Source organism: Staphylococcus sp. EG-SA-17, assembly GCF_017151845.1.
Lineage (GTDB): Bacteria > Bacillota > Bacilli > Staphylococcales > Staphylococcaceae > Staphylococcus > Staphylococcus aureus.
Genome location: NZ_JACVZO010000024.1, coordinates 1 through 17,704 on the forward strand (window position 1 = coordinate 1; position 17,704 = coordinate 17,704).

Here is a 17,704-nt window from a genome sequence, read left to right on the forward strand (position 1 = left end):
ACAGAATTATTTGATTATGTAAATTGGTACAACAATTTTAGACCACATTCTTCATTACAGTATTTGACGCCAGTGGCATTTAAAAATCTACACATGAAAACTGTCTAAAAAAATGTTGACATACCAATTTTATTAGAATATATGCTGATACACTACCTAATAATGAAATTTGTCTATCAGATGACGGATTGACGATTAATGAATTAGAAATGTTGGGTATTGATATAAACACAAAAACGAGAACTAAACTTATACAAAATATTTTAAATCAATTTAATTTAAAATTAGTTGATAAAGAAATTACAGCGGATGTTAAAAATGAGAGTTTTGCTCAGTCTAAACATAATTTAATTCAAGGCATATTGAAAATTTATGACCTTACTTTAACTACTAAATCTAACGTTACAAACATATTCTATGAAGAAGTATTTGAATTCTTATATGACCAAGAAATAAGAGGTTTAGCACAAGTTTCTGTTTCTGGAGAATCAGGTTTAAAATATTCTATTGATTATATTGTTTCTGAAACAAAATCACAACCAGAAAAACTAGTTAACTTTACAAACAACTTAAATTTCAACAAAATAACTAATGAAGCTTATATTTACCGTGATATCAAACCAAACAGACCATCCAGAAACAAATTAGAACCTATCATGTTGATAATTGTAAATGATGTAGATCATCCGATAAATGAAAGAGCACAAACTGTAGCAGAACATGAAAACCTTGAGATATTAAAATGGTCTAATAAATCAAAAATCATTGAAACTTTAACCTCATAAATTAGCAGTAGTCCCTTATTTATATTCTTTAATTTCCAAACCATATCGTGCAAATAGAAAAGCAGATAACTTTTTTATTTGCACGTTTTATTTTAGAACAAAAAAGAACAAGGTCAAAGAGTCAGAAAAACTTTTTCTTGATACGTATTTGACACTTGCTCTTTTAAGAAAACTAACAATTCATTGTATTTCCGTTAAATTAACGGAGAATTCGGATTACCTAGATAGATTTACCTCTAGAGTGTTAAAAAATTGTACATTCTTAAACAATCATAAATGTACGTTATTAAATTATCATTTCCACTGGAGAATCATGTCGACTAAAAGATTATAAAAGTAAAAATACATTTAAAAGCACGTCATTTTCAAACCGCCATAAAACAGCATTTTTAAACCGCTATTGACATAAAACATATTTAGAATAAATCATTTAGAAAAATTAAATAATTTAACCGGCAATAAACTAACTATTTACATGAATCTATAAAACACTTAGAACAAAAGTTCGAAAAACGCACTTTATGATTGTATAGTGATATCAAATATACTTATCAGTGAGTATTAAGAAATACTTCCATTTTAATACTCTTAGAATCAACAACTTTATTATCTCCGTAAATATTTAAAAACTTATATGGAACAAAAGGTACTAGTTCTTTTTTAGGAAATAAGTCAAACCAAAAACTTGTATTGTTCTTTTCAGTAAATTTTATATATCCAGATTCAAATGCAGAACCATCAAACTCGTATAGCTTTTTTTCTTTAGTGAGCCAGTGTCTTGCTTTGTAATCTAGTTCCTGAATAGTAACCATATTCTTATTTGTAGTTATTGTAAATCCAAGTGATTGTCTATTGTCGATTGTTACCTGTACAGTAATTAATTTATCTCTTTCATTTTCTGAACTATTAAATGTAAGACCACCATACATACAACAACCTCCAAAATTTTGGTTTATATCCGGTTCAGATTTAGGTATTATACATGTATAAAAATATGGAACGCCAAAAATGTCTACTTTTTTATCTTTATAATTGTTAGCTAATTCTGTATTTTCTAATTCAGTTTTAACCTCATTATAACTCTTATACTCAATTGGAAAAATTAAATCATGAGATAAAAACTGTCTAGAATTAATAACTCCTCTTCCTTCAACAGGTGGAGACGTATAAAGATTCATTACATTACCCATAGTTCCCTTATTATTTTTATAATCACTTACTTTATTTAGTTCGTCTAATTTAGGATCGGGTTGAGCATTCACATAATTCATATTATGAAAAACTATTTCTAGAATCAAAATAATAATTACAGTAGATAATTTCTTCATAAAACCTCCTCTAACTTATTCAGTCTATTTGACAATGAACCTTATTATAAATTCACGCTTATAGATAGTTCAGGTTGTAGTGTGTCGATAGCATTGTTTTAAAACTAAAAATTCACTAGCAGAATAAATTAAAATTCTATTTATCATTATTACTAATTACAACAAATAATTTTGAATCCGTATTCAAGATAATATATAAATTTCAAATTTTACTACAATTCAAATCATTTTCCTCTCATATAATGGTTTAATTTCATGATTCAGTTGATAATCATCAATCACTTAATCTTTATATAAAAATACATCAATATGATAATTAGATGAGCTAACTGTTCTATTATCACTATAAAATTGAAAAAACTCTGCTCCCACTGAACCTTTTACGTTATATAAATCATAATAAAATGATTGATCTTGATGATTATGAGAATGAAAGAAAATGCATCCTTTTTGTATGTTACCGGTATCTTTATTGTATATTTTATATAAATTTTCTAATTTAAATCGAACTTTAGTGTCTAATTCTTGTACTGTTACTTTAGCCTTTTTGGTTTTTATAACAAAACCTTCTTGTTGGACACCATCTTTAAATACATTAACGCCTATAACTTTCTCTTCATCTAATTGATTTCCATCATGTATCGTAACTCCTCCGTATAAGCATGATGTTTTTTCTTCAGTTAAGCCTACACATTTATTTCCAAAATACAGTCCATAAATATCTATATTTTTTCCTTTAAATTGATTTGCTAAATCTGATGAGTTAAACTCAACTTTCAAACTAGAAGTTTTAAGTACGGATATATCAATATTTTTTAATATTATAGTATTATTCAGTAGTTGATCTGTACTAATTTTATTTGACTCGTCTAATTGCCACGTTATATCAGTATAATAGCTTGTTAAATTAAATAACTTACTACTATCTAGATCAGATTTTTTCTTTAAATCTTTTTTGTCTACTTCAGCATTAACATAATTATTATTAATAAGACATAATAAAGTTATTATAATTGCAGCTATGTAGAACAATCTCATAAGCTTTTTAATATTTTTTATAATATTCTCTCCCTCAATTATTTTTTGGTTAAATGAACTTCTACATTAATAGATTTACTCTCAACTGTTTTATTATCATTATAAATTAGTAAATATTTAGTCGGATAAAATTTTTTACCAGATTCAGGCATCAAATCATACCAAAAAGAATGACCACTTCCTTCGATAAACTTTATATAGCCAGTCTCATAAGGCGAACTGTTAAATTCATATAAATTTTTATGCTTAAGTAAATAGTTTCTAACTTTATAATCTATTTCTTGTGCTGTTATGTTTTTCTTATTAGTAGGTATATCAAAAGATAATGAATTTCTCTCGTTTTCATAAACTTTAATTAAGATATTATGAGAGTTATCAGTTGAATTATTTTTATCTATTTGATTTCCATCATGCTCGGTCACACCGCCATACATACACGTTTTTTCAATTAATCTACCATCATTTAATTCCATATTATCCGATGAAAAATAGCATTGATTATAATAGTTTGTCCCAAACAAATCTACGTTTTTATTTTTATATTTATCCGAAAGGCTTTTATTATTAAATTCTGTTTTTAAAATTTTAGAACCACTTATTTTAAATAATAAATCATGTTGTAAAAACTTTTCTTGGGATTTAATGTTTGTTTCTGATACGTGTTTATCATCATACAAATACCTCATATTATCCATTAGACCAGTGAATTCACTCGCTTTATTCAATTGTTCTGGTTTAGGATTGCCATTTAACATAAATAGTAAGCTGCAAGACTTAACACATATGAAGATAAAGGCAAATAACTTCATTACAACAACTCCATATTTTAATTTTTTATAAATTTGATGTATTACAGGGAATATTTAACATACACATTAGCCCTAGAGACTTTAAAATTTAAATAGTTAATACATATATTAATTTCGTATAAATTCGCATTTTAGTGTTAAAACTAATTATCATTAGTTACTATCTACATATGATATTTCGACATCAAGATGAAATTTTTCAGATTCTATTATTTTATTATCTTCATAAATTTTCAAAAAACTTACAGGCAGTCCATCTCCTGTATAAAACAAATCATATGAAAATGATTTTTCATTATTTAAATGAAATAAAACTTTCCCATTATTAAAACCTGAATAAAATTTAGATTTATATCCATATTCTTTGCCTTTACCAGTGTTATTATGACCATAGATATTGTATTCTTCTTGAAGATATCTTCTTAATTTAACATCAATTTCTTGAGCTGTTACTAGTTTTTTATTAGTTGCTATTTTGTCAGTAGAAATTGTTTTATGTTTGCCATTAACCCAAAGATTAATAGGGATTTTTCTAGCAGAATTTAAGTATTGTCCTGATAAAGTGGCCCCTCCATACATGTATTTAGATTTACAAGGACCATTATAATCAATGCCAAAAATATCCAGTTTCTTTCCTTTAAATTTACTTATTTCGTCCCAATTATTAGATTCTGAGATCAAATCATTGGTACCTGTTGAAAATTCGAGTTGATTTGCAATAGGTAGGTTTTTATCTGTGACGCCTTTTAAATCTATATAATCATGTTTTGTATAGAAATTTCTTAAGTTACCTACACCAATATCACCTTGAGCATACGTATGATCTTTAATGTTAAAAAGTAATATAAAAACTAATATAAAACTATATTTAAATTTTTTCATGGCATTTCCTTTACTAAGTTATGATTGAAATACTTCAACTTTCGTCCTTATAAGATATTTCTACATCTAAATGGAATTTTTCAGTTTCGACAGTTTTGTTGTCATTATATATTTTTAAGAAACTTTCAGCTTGTCCTGTTCCAGTATCAAATAAGTCATAAGAAAATGATGAACCATCATTCAAATGAAATAATATTTTTCCTGCATTAAATCCAGAACTAAATTTTGACTTATTACCATATTTTCTTCCTTTATTTGTATCATTAAAGCCATAAATATTATATTCTTCTTGTAGATATCTTCTTAATTTAGTATCAATTTCTTGAGCTGTTACTAACTTTTTATTAGTTGATACTTTGTCAGTAGATATAGTTTGATGTTCTCCATTAACCCAAAGATTAATAGGAATACGTCTAGATTTCTCTAAATAATCACCTGCTAATGTAACTCCACCGTATATATATTTGTTTTTCAAACAATATCCACTATAACTTAGACCATATACATCTACAGCATGATTTTTGAATTTCTTTACATCATCAACGTTCTTAAATTCAGCTGTTACTGTCGAATTATCCATAGAAAAAACTAATTGATGCGAAAGATGATTATTTTCAGGATTAATACTTTGGTGGTCTTCAATTGGATAGCTACCATAATAGTTCCTAAGATTCAAAACTCCGACATCAGCGGTTGCGATATGATTTTGCGAATAGCAAAACAATAAAACAACAATGATAAGTATTCTTTTCATATTTTATTTCTCCTATATTTAAACTTCTCTATCTTTATTATCTTTTATTGTAAAAATAACCAATTCTTCTTAAATCATCATGATTCTATCCCACTTATATATTATTACTCGTTAATCTGGTTTTGTTATCTATACTAAAATAGAAAGCTTTTTATAGTAATAAAGTTAGATTTGAATCACTATTCGTTCTTCATCATTTACTAAGCTACTTTGTAAAAATATGTTAATATCTATAGTTCTTTATAGGATTGTAAGTTGATATCCATCAACTTTCAGATTGTTATGTAAATAAATAAACATCAATATGATAGTCTGATGAATCTATTGTTTTATTATCATTATAAATTTGCAAATATTGATCTGGTAAATTTCCTTTAATATAAAATAAATCATAATAAAATGATTCTTTATGCTCCGAATGAGAATGAAATTTAATATAACCTTTTTGTACATCACTAGTCATTCTGTCATACAATTTATATGCATTATTTAATTTTGTTCTTACTTTAATATCAAGTTCTTGTGCAGTAACTTTCTTTTTATCTGTAGTAACGATAAATGTATTAACATTTACATTATCCTTATACACAGCTACTCCTATATTTTTAGGCTCGCTTAATTTATTATTTTCATGAGGTGTTACCCCACCATATGTACAGGCAGTATCCACTTGATGCTCACCATGACAATGTGCTTTATAGTAAACACCATAAATATCAACAGTCTTTCCTAGAAATTCTTTAGAAATCGCTGATGAGCTAAATTCCACTTTTAAATCTTTAAATTCAGCAGATATTCCATCTAACCAATTAATACTTTTAAATAATAAATCGAAGTCTAAGAATTTTTCTGTAGTTGATACAATTGATTTTACTGTCGTAAATCGATTATTTATATAATCATCATTAATATTATGTAAAGCAATAGGGTCTACACTTGACTTCTTACACAAACTCTCTATTTTAGGATCTTCTTCATTTGCATATGCATTGTTTACACTACATATTGCAATTAAATTTAAAATTAATAATAATACATTTAACATTACTTTACTATTTTTAATAATATCCCTCCTTCACAAATTTTTTTCTTAATAAACTGAAAAATTCTGTTTTTAATCTTTAAATATTCACTAATATTATTAGATTACGATTTTAAACTTAACAATCCTACTTACTATTGAACAAACAAATTTTAAATTAAGTGACTCAGATAATAGACAAAAAACCTTAAAAATAGCGCTTAAAATGGGTAAAACCATTTTAAGCGCCTTTACGGAGAGTGAGGGATTCGAACCCTCGAGACGCTTGTGGCGCCTACACACTTTCCAGGCGTGCTCCTTCGGCCAACTCGGACAACTCTCCTCAACAATAAATATGTAATAAAAAAACAGAAGCGATATTTCACTTCTGTTTGTATGACTCCTACGGGACTCGAACCCGTGTTACCGCCGTGAAAGGGCGGTGTCTTAACCGCTTGACCAAGGAGCCATGGCTCCACAGGTAGGACTCGAACCTACGACCGATCGGTTAACAGCCGATAGCTCTACCACTGAGCTACTGTGGAATAATAGAAAATAATGGAGCGGGTGATGGGAATCGAACCCACAACATCAGCTTGGAAGGCTGAGGTTTTGCCATTAAACTACACCCGCTAATGTAAACGATTATGGGGCGGCTGAAGGGGATCGAACCCTCGAATGTCGGAACCACAATCCGATGTGTTAACCACTTCACCACAACCGCCATGAATTAAGAATGGTTCAGGACAGAGTCGAACTGCCGACACATGGAGCTTCAATCCATTGCTCTACCAACTGAGCTACTGAACCGTAATGGTAATAATAATGGCGGTCTCGACGGGAATCGAACCCGCGATCTCCTGCGTGACAGGCAGGCGTGTTAACCGCTACACTACGAGACCTATTAAATTAAAAACTATGTATTGCGGGAGGCGGATTTGAACCACCGACCTTCGGGTTATGAGCCCGACGAGCTACCGAACTGCTCCATCCCGCGCTAATATTATTTTGAATTACCTAATTAATATACCATAATCAAAAACCTAAAGTCAAGAACTTTTTGAATTTAATTTAAATGTTATCTCTTAAATAATTACTTAAATATCGTAGCAACATGTTCTCTGTTGAACACAAATATTAGTATATTCATTTTTGTAGTGTACGTCAACGACATTTTCAAAGTTTTTTGTGTAAAAAAACGCTTCTTCTTCCCTTTTATAATATAAGTGTCTAATAGTTGTCATAATTACTCATGAACTATTGAAAAAGATGTAGGAATCATAAATTTTATAATGCCTACACCTCTAAACTATTAAAATATAATTATAATCTTTTTCACTAAAGTACTATGCTTCGTACTGACACAACATAACACAACCCATACACTAACTATCGTGTCATGTAATCTTGCATCCGATCTTGCAACGCTGTAAATGTTTCGAAGCCATCCTCTTCTAAGAAGTGCCCTCCATCTTCCACGATTCGCAAGTTCCCCTCTAATGCATTCATTAAACGCTGGGTTTCTTTATATGAAACGTATTTGTCATTTTTAGAACTCAATCCGTAAAAATTGTCAACTTTCTTTTTAATATTATCGTAATCAATGGTTACATTACTTAAATCAATATCTAAATCTATATTTTCTGCATCTTCTTTAAAGCCCGCTATACTAAAAAAGCCTTCAATCGGCTGATCAATCATTTCAATATATTTTAAAGCTGTGATTGAACCTAAACCATGTGTTACAAAATATGTATCCTTTTTGCGTACATTAATTTGTTTCGTCATAGCTTCAATCCACTGATCCACTGTCTTCGCTTCAGGGGATTCAAAATTAAATAATGTTACGTCATATCCTTCTAAAGTTAAGTTATGCTCCAACCACTGATACCAATGATTTCTACTATTTCCATGCATAGAATGTACAATAATTACATCTGTCATCTCATTCTCTCCTTTCAACTTACTACTTCTTTTCTATTTTTAAAAAAATGACTGATTACCTATAATTGTAAAATAAAAACACCTTAATTAGAAATGTTATATCGCAAAGTGACATTTCTAATTAAAGTGTATTGACATCATTTCAATATCATTAAAAAACAGCTAAACCTTTGTCTCTGCTTCAATTTCACAAAATTAATTCCCGCTGAAAGTATCTATATTTACACATTACTTCCACCATTATATAACTTAAAAATGACTATATTTCATCAAACATTATCTAAAGGCGTCGCACCTACACCAACACCATCCAACAATTAACTTACAACTCTGCGATTACTTCTTCAGCAGCAACTTTACCTTGCGTAATACAATCAGGTAGTCCAACCGCTTCAAAAGATGCACCAGTTACTCTAAGTCGTGGATATGTTTGTTTAATATGTGCTTGAATCTGTCTAATTTGTTGAATATGACCGACATGGTACTGTGGCATACTTTTCGGCAAACGATTGACAATTGTAAATTCAGGATCACCTTTAAATGTCATCATTTGACTTAAATCTCTACGTACAATCGATACTAATTCATTATCTGTATGATCATCAACCACAGTATCACCTGGTTTACCTACATACGCACGAATCAAAACCTTACCTTCTGGTGTAGTAAATGACCATTTTTTCGATGTCCAAGTACATGCGGTAATGTCTGTATCACTCGTTCTCGCAATCACAAAGCCAGTACCATCATAAGTATTTTCAATGTCTTTTTCATCAAATGCCAATACAACAGTTGCAACAGTCGTACTATCCATCGTTTTAAAGTAATCAAATGCTGGATCTTGCCCGAACCAATTCAAAAAGACTTGATGTGGTGTTGTCACTAATATTCCATCGAATACTTCTTCTTGTTGATTACTGTAAACAATTTTATATTGCTTTTGAGATGTAATAATATCATCCACTGACGTATTGTAGCGTATTGTCACACCTTTATTTTTCACATCTTGTTCTAATGCTTCAATAAATGAGCTTAAACCATGCTTAAATTGTTTGAATTGTCCTTTTGGTGCGCCAGGATATAATTGTCTTTGTTTCAGACGCTTATTTTTCTCATCCTTCATACCTTTTATCAGACTTCCGAATGCCTCTTCTTTTTCTTTAAAATTAGGAAACGTACTCATCAAACTTAATTTATCAATATCGGTACCATAAATACCACCCATTAAAGGCTCAATTAAATTCTCAAGTACCTCATTACCTAATCTTGCTCTGAAAAATGCACCAACAGAAATGTCACCATTCTGCATTTGAGTAGGTTTTTTAAGTAAATCTAACCCTGCTCTTAACTTTCCAAGTGGTGAAATTAATTTAGTTGTCACAAACGGTTTGATATCTGTCGGAATTCCCATAATTGATCCACCTGGAATAGGATACAATTTGTTTTTCGCAAAAATATAAGATTGTCCAGTCGTATTTGTAACAATATCTTGTTCTAATCCAATATCTTTCGCTAATTCTGTCATAATCGTTTTTCTACCTAAATAAGATTCAGGCCCTAGTTCAATCATATAACCATCTTTACGATACGATTGAATCTTTCCCCCCGGACGATTCGATGCTTCAAAGATGGTTACATCAATATTAGGATCTTGCTGTTTTAAAAAATATGCACTTGATAAACCTGTTATCCCCGCTCCTATAATAGCCACTGATTTAGTCACAACGTTTCACGCTTCTTTCGTCATTAAAATATAGACTTGATTTCATCAACAATTGCACCGATAAATAATGGATGTGTATTCGGCATTTTTGGACGATAATAATTCGCACCAATATCATCGCAAACAACTTTACATTCATAATCATTGTCATAAAGCACCTCTAAATGCTCACATACAAAACCTACTGGCGTATATATAAAGTTTTTATACTGATGTTTTTCATATAAATCACGTGTTAAATCTTGTACATCTGGCCCTAACCAAGGTGTACCTGTATTACCTTCAGATTGCCAACCAATCGCGATATGTTCAATATTAGATTGTTCTTTAATTAAAAGTGCAGTATGTTCTAGTTCTTGTGGATATGGATCATTATTCTTTTCGATTAAACCTTTTGGCAAACTATGAGCCGAAACAACTAATACCGTGTCTTTATGTTCCTCTTCCGGTATTTGAGCTAATGTTTCGTTGACTTTATTCGTCCAATATTCAATAAATTTAGGTTGTTCATAATAATGTTTCACATGTGTAAGTTGAATACCATATTTTGCAGCTTCTTCATCAGCACGTTTGTCATATGATCCTACTGAAAATGAAGAATAGTGTGGTGCTAGTACTACAGTGATTGCTTCAGTAATGCCATCATTGTGCATTTGTTCAACCGCATCTTCGATAAATGGCGAAATATGTTTTAATCCTAAATATAGTTTAAATTCAACATCTGCATATGCTTTATTTAATGCTGAAACTAGCGCATCAGCTTGGTCATCTGTTGTACCTGCTAATGGTGATAAACCACCTATAAATTCATATCTATCTTTCAAATCTTGAAGTTCTTCTTCAGATGGACGTTTACCATGTCTAATATCTGTATAATATGGCTCTATGTCACTTTCTTTATAAGGTGTGCCATAAGCCATAACTAATAATCCCATTTTTTTAGTCATTGATAATACCTTCCTTTAAATGAATTATCTTTCATGTGCTTCAATGTAATACTATGATTATCTTTGTGTATATGTGTGTACGAATTCGCTTACTTTACGTAACGTCTCTGGTTGCACTTCTGGGAAAACACCGTGTCCTAAATTAAAGATGTGTTTACCGTTCTCCATACCTTGATCTAATATTGACTTCAATCTCTCTTCAATGACATTCCATGGTGCTAATAAAATTGATGGATCTAAATTCCCTTGTAATGTTTTAGTAACACCTAATTGCTGTGCCTGATTAATCGACGTTCTCCAATCTAGGCCTAATACATCAATTGGCAAATCATTCCATTCATTGATTAAATGACTGGCACCTACACCGAATAAAATTACCGGCACATCATGTTTTTCTTTAACCTCACTGATTAATCGAATCATATGTGGTTTAATGTAACGTCTGTAATCCTCGACATTTAATGCACCTACCCATGAATCGAAAATTTGAATCAATTCGGCACCTGCTTCGACTTGAGCTGTTACATATTTAACAGATACATCAACTAAATGATTCATTAAAGCAAACCATGTTGCTTCATCTCTATACATCATCGCTTTTGTAAAATTGTAATTTTTCGATGGTCCGCCTTCAATCATATATGACGCTAATGTAAATGGTGCCCCAGTAAATCCTATTAGCGGCACATTTAACTTTTCTTCTGTTAAAAGTTTAATTGTATCTAATACATATGGTACATCTCGTTCGGGGTCTATTTGAGAAAGTTTCTCAACATCTTGAATTGTTTTGATAGGATTATGAATCACTGGACCAATACCCGATTTAATTTCTACATCGACACCAATTGGCTTTAATGGTGTCATAATATCTTTGTATAAAATTGCTGCATCTGTATGATAATTATCAACTGGTAAATGTGTTACATAAGCGCACAACTCCGGCTGATGTGTAATATCGAATAGTGAATATTTTTCTTTCAATTTTCGATATTCTGGTTGCGAACGGCCAGCTTGTCGCATAAACCAAACAGGTGTATGTGTCGTTTCTTCACCTTTAATCATTTTCAAAATTGTATTGTTTTTATTATGCACCATAAAGGCCTCCTAAATTAAAATCATTCTTATCTATATTATCATATCGCTCATTCGTTCGTATTTTCAATAAATAAATGTCATAAAACTGACATTAAATTACACATCATTTGTTTGTGTATTTAAATTTTAAAATCTTGATGGATTATCTCCATATCTTTTTGTCTTGCATGATTTATTATAGTAACTTTAACCGTATATTAATAGTGGTAATGACTAGTTTATCGTCGTATAATAAATAAAAACATAAGGGGGACCTTTCATATGAAGAAATTATATACATCTTATGGCACATATGGATTTTTAAATCAGATAAAAATCAATAATCCATCTCATCATTTATTCCAATTTTCAACTACTGATTCATCGGTGATTTTTGAAGAGACTGAAGAAAATACAGTACTGAAATCACCTTCAATATATGAAGTTATTAAAGAAATAGGCGCATTCAATGAAGATCATTTTTATTGCGCAATTTTTATTCCGTCAACTGAAGACCATGTTTATCAACTTGAAAAGAAATTAATCAGTGTTGATGACAATTTCAAAAACTTTGGTGGCTTTAAAAGTTATCGATTGCTGAGACCTGTTAAAGGTACAACATACAAAATTTACTTTGGCTTTGCTGATCGACAAACTTATGAAGACTTTAAAAATTCTGATGCTTTTAAAGATCATTTTTCAAAAGAAGCATTAAGTCATTACTTTGGTTCAAGCGGACAACATTCAAGTTATTTTGAAAGATATTTATACCCAATAAAAGAATAGATTCGAAGAAAACTTCCATTGGTTATGCTGTTAACGTATAGATGCTAATGTAATCTGAACGCCGTATCATTTGGCGTTCAACATTACATGCACCTTTACAACATACATGCCAATGGAAGTTTTTTAGTCTCGTAATAATGTTTCCTGATATTTTAACTTTTTAATAATACTTCTAATCGTTAATAAACCTACAATATAGAAAATGAGTACAACATAGAATAACGTCATATGTTTTATAATAAATGCCACTGCAAACACAGTACAAATAACAAACATTAATCTATATAAAAACTGTTCATACCCTTTGATTACCTTCTCTTCAGGTACGGGCCACACTTGAGGCCATAAGCCATATGCTTGCTGTGAATAAAATTGTGCCATTTGTAACAATATAATATATACAAATAAACACCCAATAATTGCTGTCACTAATGGATATGATAACCAAAGCATAAGTAAAACTGCAATAATTACTAACCTAAAGATAATATTAAATGCGTCTCTCCCTCTTATAAAGCTTCTAATAAATAAGAATAAATACATCGCATTAGAGTTAAATTTACTACCCTTTGGAACTGGTAAAAGTATATCTAGATAACTTCTTCTGACTGCAGATTCTTTCAAATGTTTTACATCGGTGAACATATTAACAAATTTATAATAATTCATATGATGTCGATGTTCGATAGCAATCATTTTCTCCCAAGGATATAAAAAGCCAGGTTTATATTTTTTAACTAAAAATTCTATTAACACAGGCAAAGCAACCATCACAAATGCGATGTACCATTTTGGAGCTAACAGTAAGTAATATGTTAGAGCAAAGATGATGAATGATATTAAATTAACTTGCCATGTTTTAAGTCCCGATTGATACCATTGCCATCTTATGCGTAAACCAACATATGGAAAAATTAATGCACTGACTCCAAAACAAATGTAAAATGCCACATTATGTTGATTAATATTATAAAACAACGGGAACATCACAATAACAATAATGAGTTGGATTAATATGCGCGCAAAGTAACTATATAAAATCGCATGACGCATAAATTGAGACATGTGTTTTTCAAATGGTAATAAAAAGATTTTATCCGCTTCTTTTAGGAGTGGTCGCATTGGAAAAATGGATGTCAACGCAACAATCACTGCTGCTATTAATGCAAAATTGATATTCGTTGGAATGTGTTTTAACCATTCGCCATATCCAAAAATAAATGCACCCAGCAAAATAAGTAAAAAGACCATGAAATGACCATTAAATATAAACTTATTATAATAATTTTTCTCTTTACGAAGGGCATGTAATCTTTTATTAAATAAAGTGGTCGCTTGGTTACGCATGTACATCTCCACCTTGCGTCACATGAATATATATATCGTCTAATGTTTGATTATGTAAGCCAGTTTGTTGTCTCAATGCTTCTAAATCTCCAAATGCAACGACTTCACCTTCGTCTAGTATGATAAAACGATCACAGTAACGTTCAGCTGTTGCTAAAATATGTGTACTCATTAGAACGGTTCTACCTTCGTTTTTCTTTTCAACCATTAAATCTAACATGGATTGAATTCCTAATGGATCTAGGCCAAGGAATGGTTCGTCTATAATATACAATTCGGGATTAACGATAAACGCACAAATAATCATGACTTTTTGTTTCATCCCCTTAGAAAAATGACTCGGAAAAACTTTCAATTCATTTTCTAAACGGAATGTCTTTAATAATGGCATTGCTCGATTCATCGCTTCATCACGATCAATATCATATGCCATTGCTGTCATCTCAATGTGTTCCTCTAATGTGAGTTCTTCATAAATAACCGGTGATTCCGGAATATAAGATAACTTTCTTCTATAAGCCTCTATGTCATCATTAATGTTGATATCTGAAATTGATAGAGATCCTTCCATAGGTGTAAGCAATCCTAGCATATGTTTAATCGTTGTACTCTTACCAGCGCCATTAAGGCCAATAAGTCCAACAATTTCGCCTTTGTTTAATTCAAAATTTATATCTTTAATTACAGGGCGTTTTCCATATCCACCTGTAAGCTGTTCTACTTTAACTGTCATAAGGCACCTCCATGACTTATATTGTACCAAAAATTATAAAATGCTCATATTAAATACACATGTCCTAATATCGAATTTTTAGCGACAATGTTATAATGAATGGTAATACTAGTTGAAAAGGAGTGTAGTCATCATGTCAGAAACAATTTTCGGCAAAATTTTAACTGGAGAAATTCCTAGCTTTAAAGTATATGAAGACGATTATGTCTATGCCTTTTTAGATATATCACAAGTTACTAAAGGACATACGTTATTAATTCCTAAAAAAGCTTCTGCTAATATCTTTGAAACTGATGAAGAAACAATGAAACATATCGGTGCAGCATTACCTAAAGTAGCAAATGCTATTAAGCGTGCATTTAATCCTGATGGTTTAAACATTATTCAAAATAATGGTGAGTTTGCAGATCAATCTGTATTTCATATTCATTTCCACTTAATTCCTCGATATGAAAATGATATTGATGGATTTGGTTATAAGTGGGAAACACATGAAGACATTTTAGATAACGATGCAAAACAACAAATTGCTGAACAAATTCAAGCACAATTTTAAATGTATGCTTAATCTAAGCTCGAACGGGTATAATATGATTAATATTATAACAATTGCGTTTGAAGTGATAACATCAAGGTTAGCAATTTTAAACAAAATGAGTTATCAAGATAACAGATGATAAAAGTGAGGAGAATATAAATGAAAGCATCACGCATTCTATTCGGTATCGGTGTTGGTGTAGCAGCTGGTTTTGTAGTTGCACTTCAAGGACGAGACGACAAAAGTGTCAAGAACAACACGATCGATCGTACTGCCCCTACTGGTTCAAAATCAGAACTACAACGTGAATTTGAAACGATTAAACAAAGTTTTAATGACATTTTAAACTATGGTGTTCAAATTAAAAACGAAAGTGCGGAATTTGGTAGTTCAATTGGTGGTGAAATTAAGTCATTACTTGGAAACTTCAAATCTGACATCAATCCTAATATTGAACGTTTACAGTCACACATCGAAAATTTACAAAATCGTGGCGAGGATATTGGAAACGAAATTTCTAAGTAGCAGGTTACGTTCTCGATCACAACTATTTTTATTAGTAACTGCATATTTATTTTTTAAATTTAAATGCCAAATAAACGAGATGACATTAGAAATTAGATATTTCTTGTCATCTCTTTTTTATGGCTCGAATGAACATTTGATTACAAATTACAGGAATACATTGTTTGTAGTGATTTTCGCTTAAATCATATTTATAAATTGATTGAAAACATTGCTTAGGATTCATTGTGTTATCCTTGCACTTTGATTACGCTTTACTTAAATCATTATCGACAAACAACATACTTATATTTTCATTGAGCCGAACCTTATATATACATTACATATACCTTACTTGCACAAATTATTAATCTGGTGTTTGTTATAATTACATATCACTATATTTTTAGCATTTGTATGACTTAATTGGTCAAAAGATGCTTTTGCATATGCCCTGCCATATCCATTTTTTATATTATTCAAGTTTTCAAATACTCATGTCACACGCGCCTTTTTCATAAGTGATGCTTTATTAGCAAGAATATGTGTTCGCAGAAATTTGTTCTGCATTCTACTTCTACGCTAGTCAATCAGCCAATTTTACCAATCCCCACTTTCGCGTTTCAAATCAAACAATACGTCGCCCCTTACTTCATATATAACAATTCTTCTAACATGATATGTTACTATTGAATTACTGAACCTGAGTTAGTTATAATCTAACTTATATTGAAAAGAGATGAGGCGTAAGATATGTTTCTATGTAAAAGACAAATTGATATCAATGCACGATTTGGTTTGCCTAGAATTGCATTTATGAGTGCAGTTGCAACCATCATTATGTTTTTAGTTAGTTATGAAGTAATGTATTTTTTATCTAATACGCCATTATCAGATAGACATTTTCTCATCTTTTTATTACTTGTATTTATGACGTATCCATTACATAAAAGTATACATTTATTATTTTTCTTACCATATAGAAAATCGTTTAAAGTTCATAAGTTGACTAAAAGAAAATGGCTTATATTCTATAATACCTACGTCAATCAACCTGTACACAAATTTTATTTTTGCATTAACTTAATATTGCCGTTAATTATCTTATCTGCAATGTTCGTTTATCTAACAATTTCATTTCCGCAATATGGACATTATTTTATGTTCTTATTGGCATTGAATTTCGGTATTTCCATTACAGATTTATTATATTTAAAAATAATTATATTTTCTAATTATGGACAATATATAGAAGAACATAGTACAGGTATTAATATTTTGAAAAAAATTAAAAATCCATATCATTTATAACAAAATAATTATAGCAAGGTGTTATTATTTGTTTTTCAGCTATGTAATAGCTTAAAATCAAATGTATATAGACCTTGTTTTTTTATTTTCATCAATTTCTACCCCTAAACCTAATGCTCTAGTCTGATGTCATGGGTTATTGATTGGTGATAATATAAAACTATGTTATATTCACGATGA

Annotated in this window: 18 protein-coding genes, 8 tRNA genes and 1 pseudogene; 6 read left to right on the forward strand and 21 right to left on the reverse strand. The window is 30.3% G+C overall.

Features of this window, described 5'->3' with window-relative positions; all coding sequences use genetic code 11:
* Both IDG65_RS10530 and IDG65_RS10535 read left to right on the forward strand, forming a co-directional pair.
* Positions 1-108, forward strand: a 108-nt coding sequence (locus tag IDG65_RS10530; protein ID WP_078103001.1) for an IS3 family transposase, incomplete at its 5' end; no start/stop codon positions are given.
* Positions 109-125: 17 nt separating this feature from the next.
* Positions 126-785 (forward strand): annotated as a pseudogene (locus tag IDG65_RS10535) (DUF1828 domain-containing protein); the annotation flags it as partial.
* Between the two features lie 551 nt (positions 786-1,336).
* On the opposite strand, the gene seg reads toward IDG65_RS10535, so the two are convergent.
* From seg to IDG65_RS10630, 19 genes are all read right to left on the reverse strand, one after another.
* On the reverse strand, positions 1,337-2,113 hold the full coding sequence (seg, locus tag IDG65_RS10540) for a staphylococcal enterotoxin type G (RefSeq protein WP_000736712.1): 777 nt from the start codon (positions 2,111-2,113) through the stop codon (positions 1,337-1,339).
* Positions 2,114-2,395: 282 nt separating this feature from the next.
* On the reverse strand, positions 2,396-3,151 hold the full coding sequence (gene sen / locus IDG65_RS10545; RefSeq protein WP_001236362.1) for a staphylococcal enterotoxin type N: 756 nt from the start codon (positions 3,149-3,151) through the stop codon (positions 2,396-2,398).
* Positions 3,152-3,189: 38 nt separating this feature from the next.
* Positions 3,190-3,960 carry a staphylococcal enterotoxin type U gene (seu, locus tag IDG65_RS10550; RefSeq protein WP_000764690.1) on the reverse strand — a complete coding sequence of 257 codons (771 nt, stop codon included), beginning with the start codon at positions 3,958-3,960 and terminating at the stop codon, positions 3,190-3,192.
* A 153-nt stretch (positions 3,961-4,113) separates the two neighbouring features.
* Positions 4,114-4,842 carry a staphylococcal enterotoxin type I gene (gene sei / locus IDG65_RS10555; protein ID WP_000713843.1) on the reverse strand — a complete coding sequence of 243 codons (729 nt, stop codon included), beginning with the start codon at positions 4,840-4,842 and terminating at the stop codon, positions 4,114-4,116.
* Positions 4,843-4,876: 34 nt separating this feature from the next.
* Complete coding sequence (gene sem, locus IDG65_RS10560; protein WP_000821657.1) at positions 4,877-5,596, reverse strand: staphylococcal enterotoxin type M; 720 nt, start codon at positions 5,594-5,596, stop codon at positions 4,877-4,879.
* A gap of 280 nt (positions 5,597-5,876) precedes the next feature.
* A complete protein-coding gene (gene seo, locus IDG65_RS10565; protein ID WP_010922839.1) occupies positions 5,877-6,659 on the reverse strand; it encodes a staphylococcal enterotoxin type O in 783 nt (260 codons plus the stop codon).
* A gap of 212 nt (positions 6,660-6,871) precedes the next feature.
* Positions 6,872-6,960, reverse strand: a tRNA-Ser gene (locus tag IDG65_RS10570).
* Between the two features lie 54 nt (positions 6,961-7,014).
* Positions 7,015-7,086, reverse strand: a tRNA-Glu gene (locus tag IDG65_RS10575).
* Between the two features lies 1 nt (position 7,087).
* Positions 7,088-7,162 (reverse strand) — tRNA-Asn (locus IDG65_RS10580).
* Positions 7,163-7,176: 14 nt separating this feature from the next.
* Positions 7,177-7,250, reverse strand: a tRNA-Gly gene (locus IDG65_RS10585).
* Positions 7,251-7,265: 15 nt separating this feature from the next.
* Positions 7,266-7,341, reverse strand: a tRNA-His gene (locus tag IDG65_RS10590).
* A gap of 13 nt (positions 7,342-7,354) precedes the next feature.
* Positions 7,355-7,427 (reverse strand) — tRNA-Phe (locus IDG65_RS10595).
* A 16-nt stretch (positions 7,428-7,443) separates the two neighbouring features.
* Positions 7,444-7,519, reverse strand: a tRNA-Asp gene (locus IDG65_RS10600).
* A 21-nt stretch (positions 7,520-7,540) separates the two neighbouring features.
* Positions 7,541-7,614: transfer RNA gene (locus IDG65_RS10605), tRNA-Met, on the reverse strand.
* 392 nt (positions 7,615-8,006) lie between these two features.
* On the reverse strand, positions 8,007-8,561 hold the full coding sequence (locus IDG65_RS10610; protein ID WP_000132890.1) for an RBBP9/YdeN family alpha/beta hydrolase: 555 nt from the start codon (positions 8,559-8,561) through the stop codon (positions 8,007-8,009).
* A gap of 322 nt (positions 8,562-8,883) precedes the next feature.
* Positions 8,884-10,284, reverse strand: a complete 1,401-nt coding sequence (gene hemY / locus IDG65_RS10615; protein WP_061385127.1) for a protoporphyrinogen oxidase — start codon at positions 10,282-10,284, stop codon at positions 8,884-8,886.
* Between the two features lie 23 nt (positions 10,285-10,307).
* Positions 10,308-11,231 (reverse strand): ferrochelatase, encoded by a 924-nt coding sequence (hemH, locus tag IDG65_RS10620; protein ID WP_000162881.1) that lies wholly within the window; start codon positions 11,229-11,231, stop codon positions 10,308-10,310.
* A gap of 57 nt (positions 11,232-11,288) precedes the next feature.
* Positions 11,289-12,326, reverse strand: coding sequence for a uroporphyrinogen decarboxylase (gene hemE / locus IDG65_RS10625; protein WP_000233542.1), 1,038 nt, complete (start codon positions 12,324-12,326; stop codon positions 11,289-11,291).
* Positions 12,316-12,402 (reverse strand): hypothetical protein, encoded by an 87-nt coding sequence (locus IDG65_RS10630; RefSeq protein ID WP_031875110.1) that lies wholly within the window; start codon positions 12,400-12,402, stop codon positions 12,316-12,318. The genes hemE and IDG65_RS10630 overlap by 11 nt, the downstream gene beginning before the upstream one ends.
* Positions 12,403-12,587: 185 nt before the next feature.
* On the opposite strand from IDG65_RS10630, the gene traP reads away from it, so the two are divergent.
* Positions 12,588-13,091: a signal transduction protein TRAP gene (gene traP / locus IDG65_RS10635; protein WP_000737984.1), complete on the forward strand. Its 504-nt coding sequence runs from the start codon at positions 12,588-12,590 to the stop codon at positions 13,089-13,091.
* Between the two features lie 123 nt (positions 13,092-13,214).
* Here the strand turns inward: traP and ecsB are convergent, their stop codons facing one another.
* The gene (ecsB, locus tag IDG65_RS10640; RefSeq protein ID WP_001245754.1) at positions 13,215-14,438 is read right to left on the reverse strand and encodes an ABC transporter permease EcsB; all 1,224 of its coding nucleotides are present in this window, start codon (positions 14,436-14,438) and stop codon (positions 13,215-13,217) included.
* Positions 14,431-15,171, reverse strand: coding sequence for an ABC transporter ATP-binding protein EcsA (gene ecsA, locus IDG65_RS10645; RefSeq protein ID WP_000216874.1), 741 nt, complete (start codon positions 15,169-15,171; stop codon positions 14,431-14,433). The genes ecsB and ecsA overlap by 8 nt, the downstream gene beginning before the upstream one ends.
* 133 nt (positions 15,172-15,304) lie before the next feature.
* Between ecsA and IDG65_RS10650 the strand changes: the two genes are divergently transcribed.
* The 3 genes from IDG65_RS10650 (at position 15,305) to IDG65_RS10660 (ending at position 17,524) form a co-directional block, all read left to right on the forward strand.
* On the forward strand, positions 15,305-15,727 hold the full coding sequence (locus IDG65_RS10650) for an HIT family protein (protein WP_000004981.1): 423 nt from the start codon (positions 15,305-15,307) through the stop codon (positions 15,725-15,727).
* Between the two features lie 141 nt (positions 15,728-15,868).
* Positions 15,869-16,234, forward strand: a complete 366-nt coding sequence (locus IDG65_RS10655) for a YtxH domain-containing protein (RefSeq protein ID WP_000648118.1) — start codon at positions 15,869-15,871, stop codon at positions 16,232-16,234.
* 732 nt (positions 16,235-16,966) lie between these two features.
* The gene (locus IDG65_RS10660; protein ID WP_000477959.1) at positions 16,967-17,524 is read left to right on the forward strand and encodes a DUF3267 domain-containing protein; all 558 of its coding nucleotides are present in this window, start codon (positions 16,967-16,969) and stop codon (positions 17,522-17,524) included.
* Positions 17,525-17,704 lie beyond the last annotated feature (180 nt).

Bases quoted from the DNA above. Each gene is read 5' to 3' on its own strand.
- seg (WP_000736712.1), bottom strand. From the start codon at position 2,113: ATGAAGAAATTATCTACTGTAATTATTATTTTGATTCTAGAAATAGTT.
- sen (WP_001236362.1), bottom strand. From the start codon at position 3,151: ATGAGATTGTTCTACATAGCTGCAATTATAATAACTTTATTATGTCTT.
- seu (WP_000764690.1), bottom strand. From the start codon at position 3,960: ATGAAGTTATTTGCCTTTATCTTCATATGTGTTAAGTCTTGCAGCTTA.
- sei (WP_000713843.1), bottom strand. From the start codon at position 4,842: ATGAAAAAATTTAAATATAGTTTTATATTAGTTTTTATATTACTTTTT.
- sem (WP_000821657.1), bottom strand. From the start codon at position 5,596: ATGAAAAGAATACTTATCATTGTTGTTTTATTGTTTTGCTATTCGCAA.
- IDG65_RS10610 (WP_000132890.1), bottom strand. From the start codon at position 8,561: ATGACAGATGTAATTATTGTACATTCTATGCATGGAAATAGTAGAAAT.
- hemH (WP_000162881.1), bottom strand. From the start codon at position 11,231: ATGACTAAAAAAATGGGATTATTAGTTATGGCTTATGGCACACCTTAT.
- hemE (WP_000233542.1), bottom strand. From the start codon at position 12,326: ATGGTGCATAATAAAAACAATACAATTTTGAAAATGATTAAAGGTGAA.
- traP (WP_000737984.1), top strand. From the start codon at position 12,588: ATGAAGAAATTATATACATCTTATGGCACATATGGATTTTTAAATCAG.
- ecsB (WP_001245754.1), bottom strand. From the start codon at position 14,438: ATGCGTAACCAAGCGACCACTTTATTTAATAAAAGATTACATGCCCTT.
- ecsA (WP_000216874.1), bottom strand. From the start codon at position 15,171: ATGACAGTTAAAGTAGAACAGCTTACAGGTGGATATGGAAAACGCCCT.
- IDG65_RS10650 (WP_000004981.1), top strand. From the start codon at position 15,305: ATGTCAGAAACAATTTTCGGCAAAATTTTAACTGGAGAAATTCCTAGC.
- IDG65_RS10655 (WP_000648118.1), top strand. From the start codon at position 15,869: ATGAAAGCATCACGCATTCTATTCGGTATCGGTGTTGGTGTAGCAGCT.
- IDG65_RS10660 (WP_000477959.1), top strand. From the start codon at position 16,967: ATGTTTCTATGTAAAAGACAAATTGATATCAATGCACGATTTGGTTTG.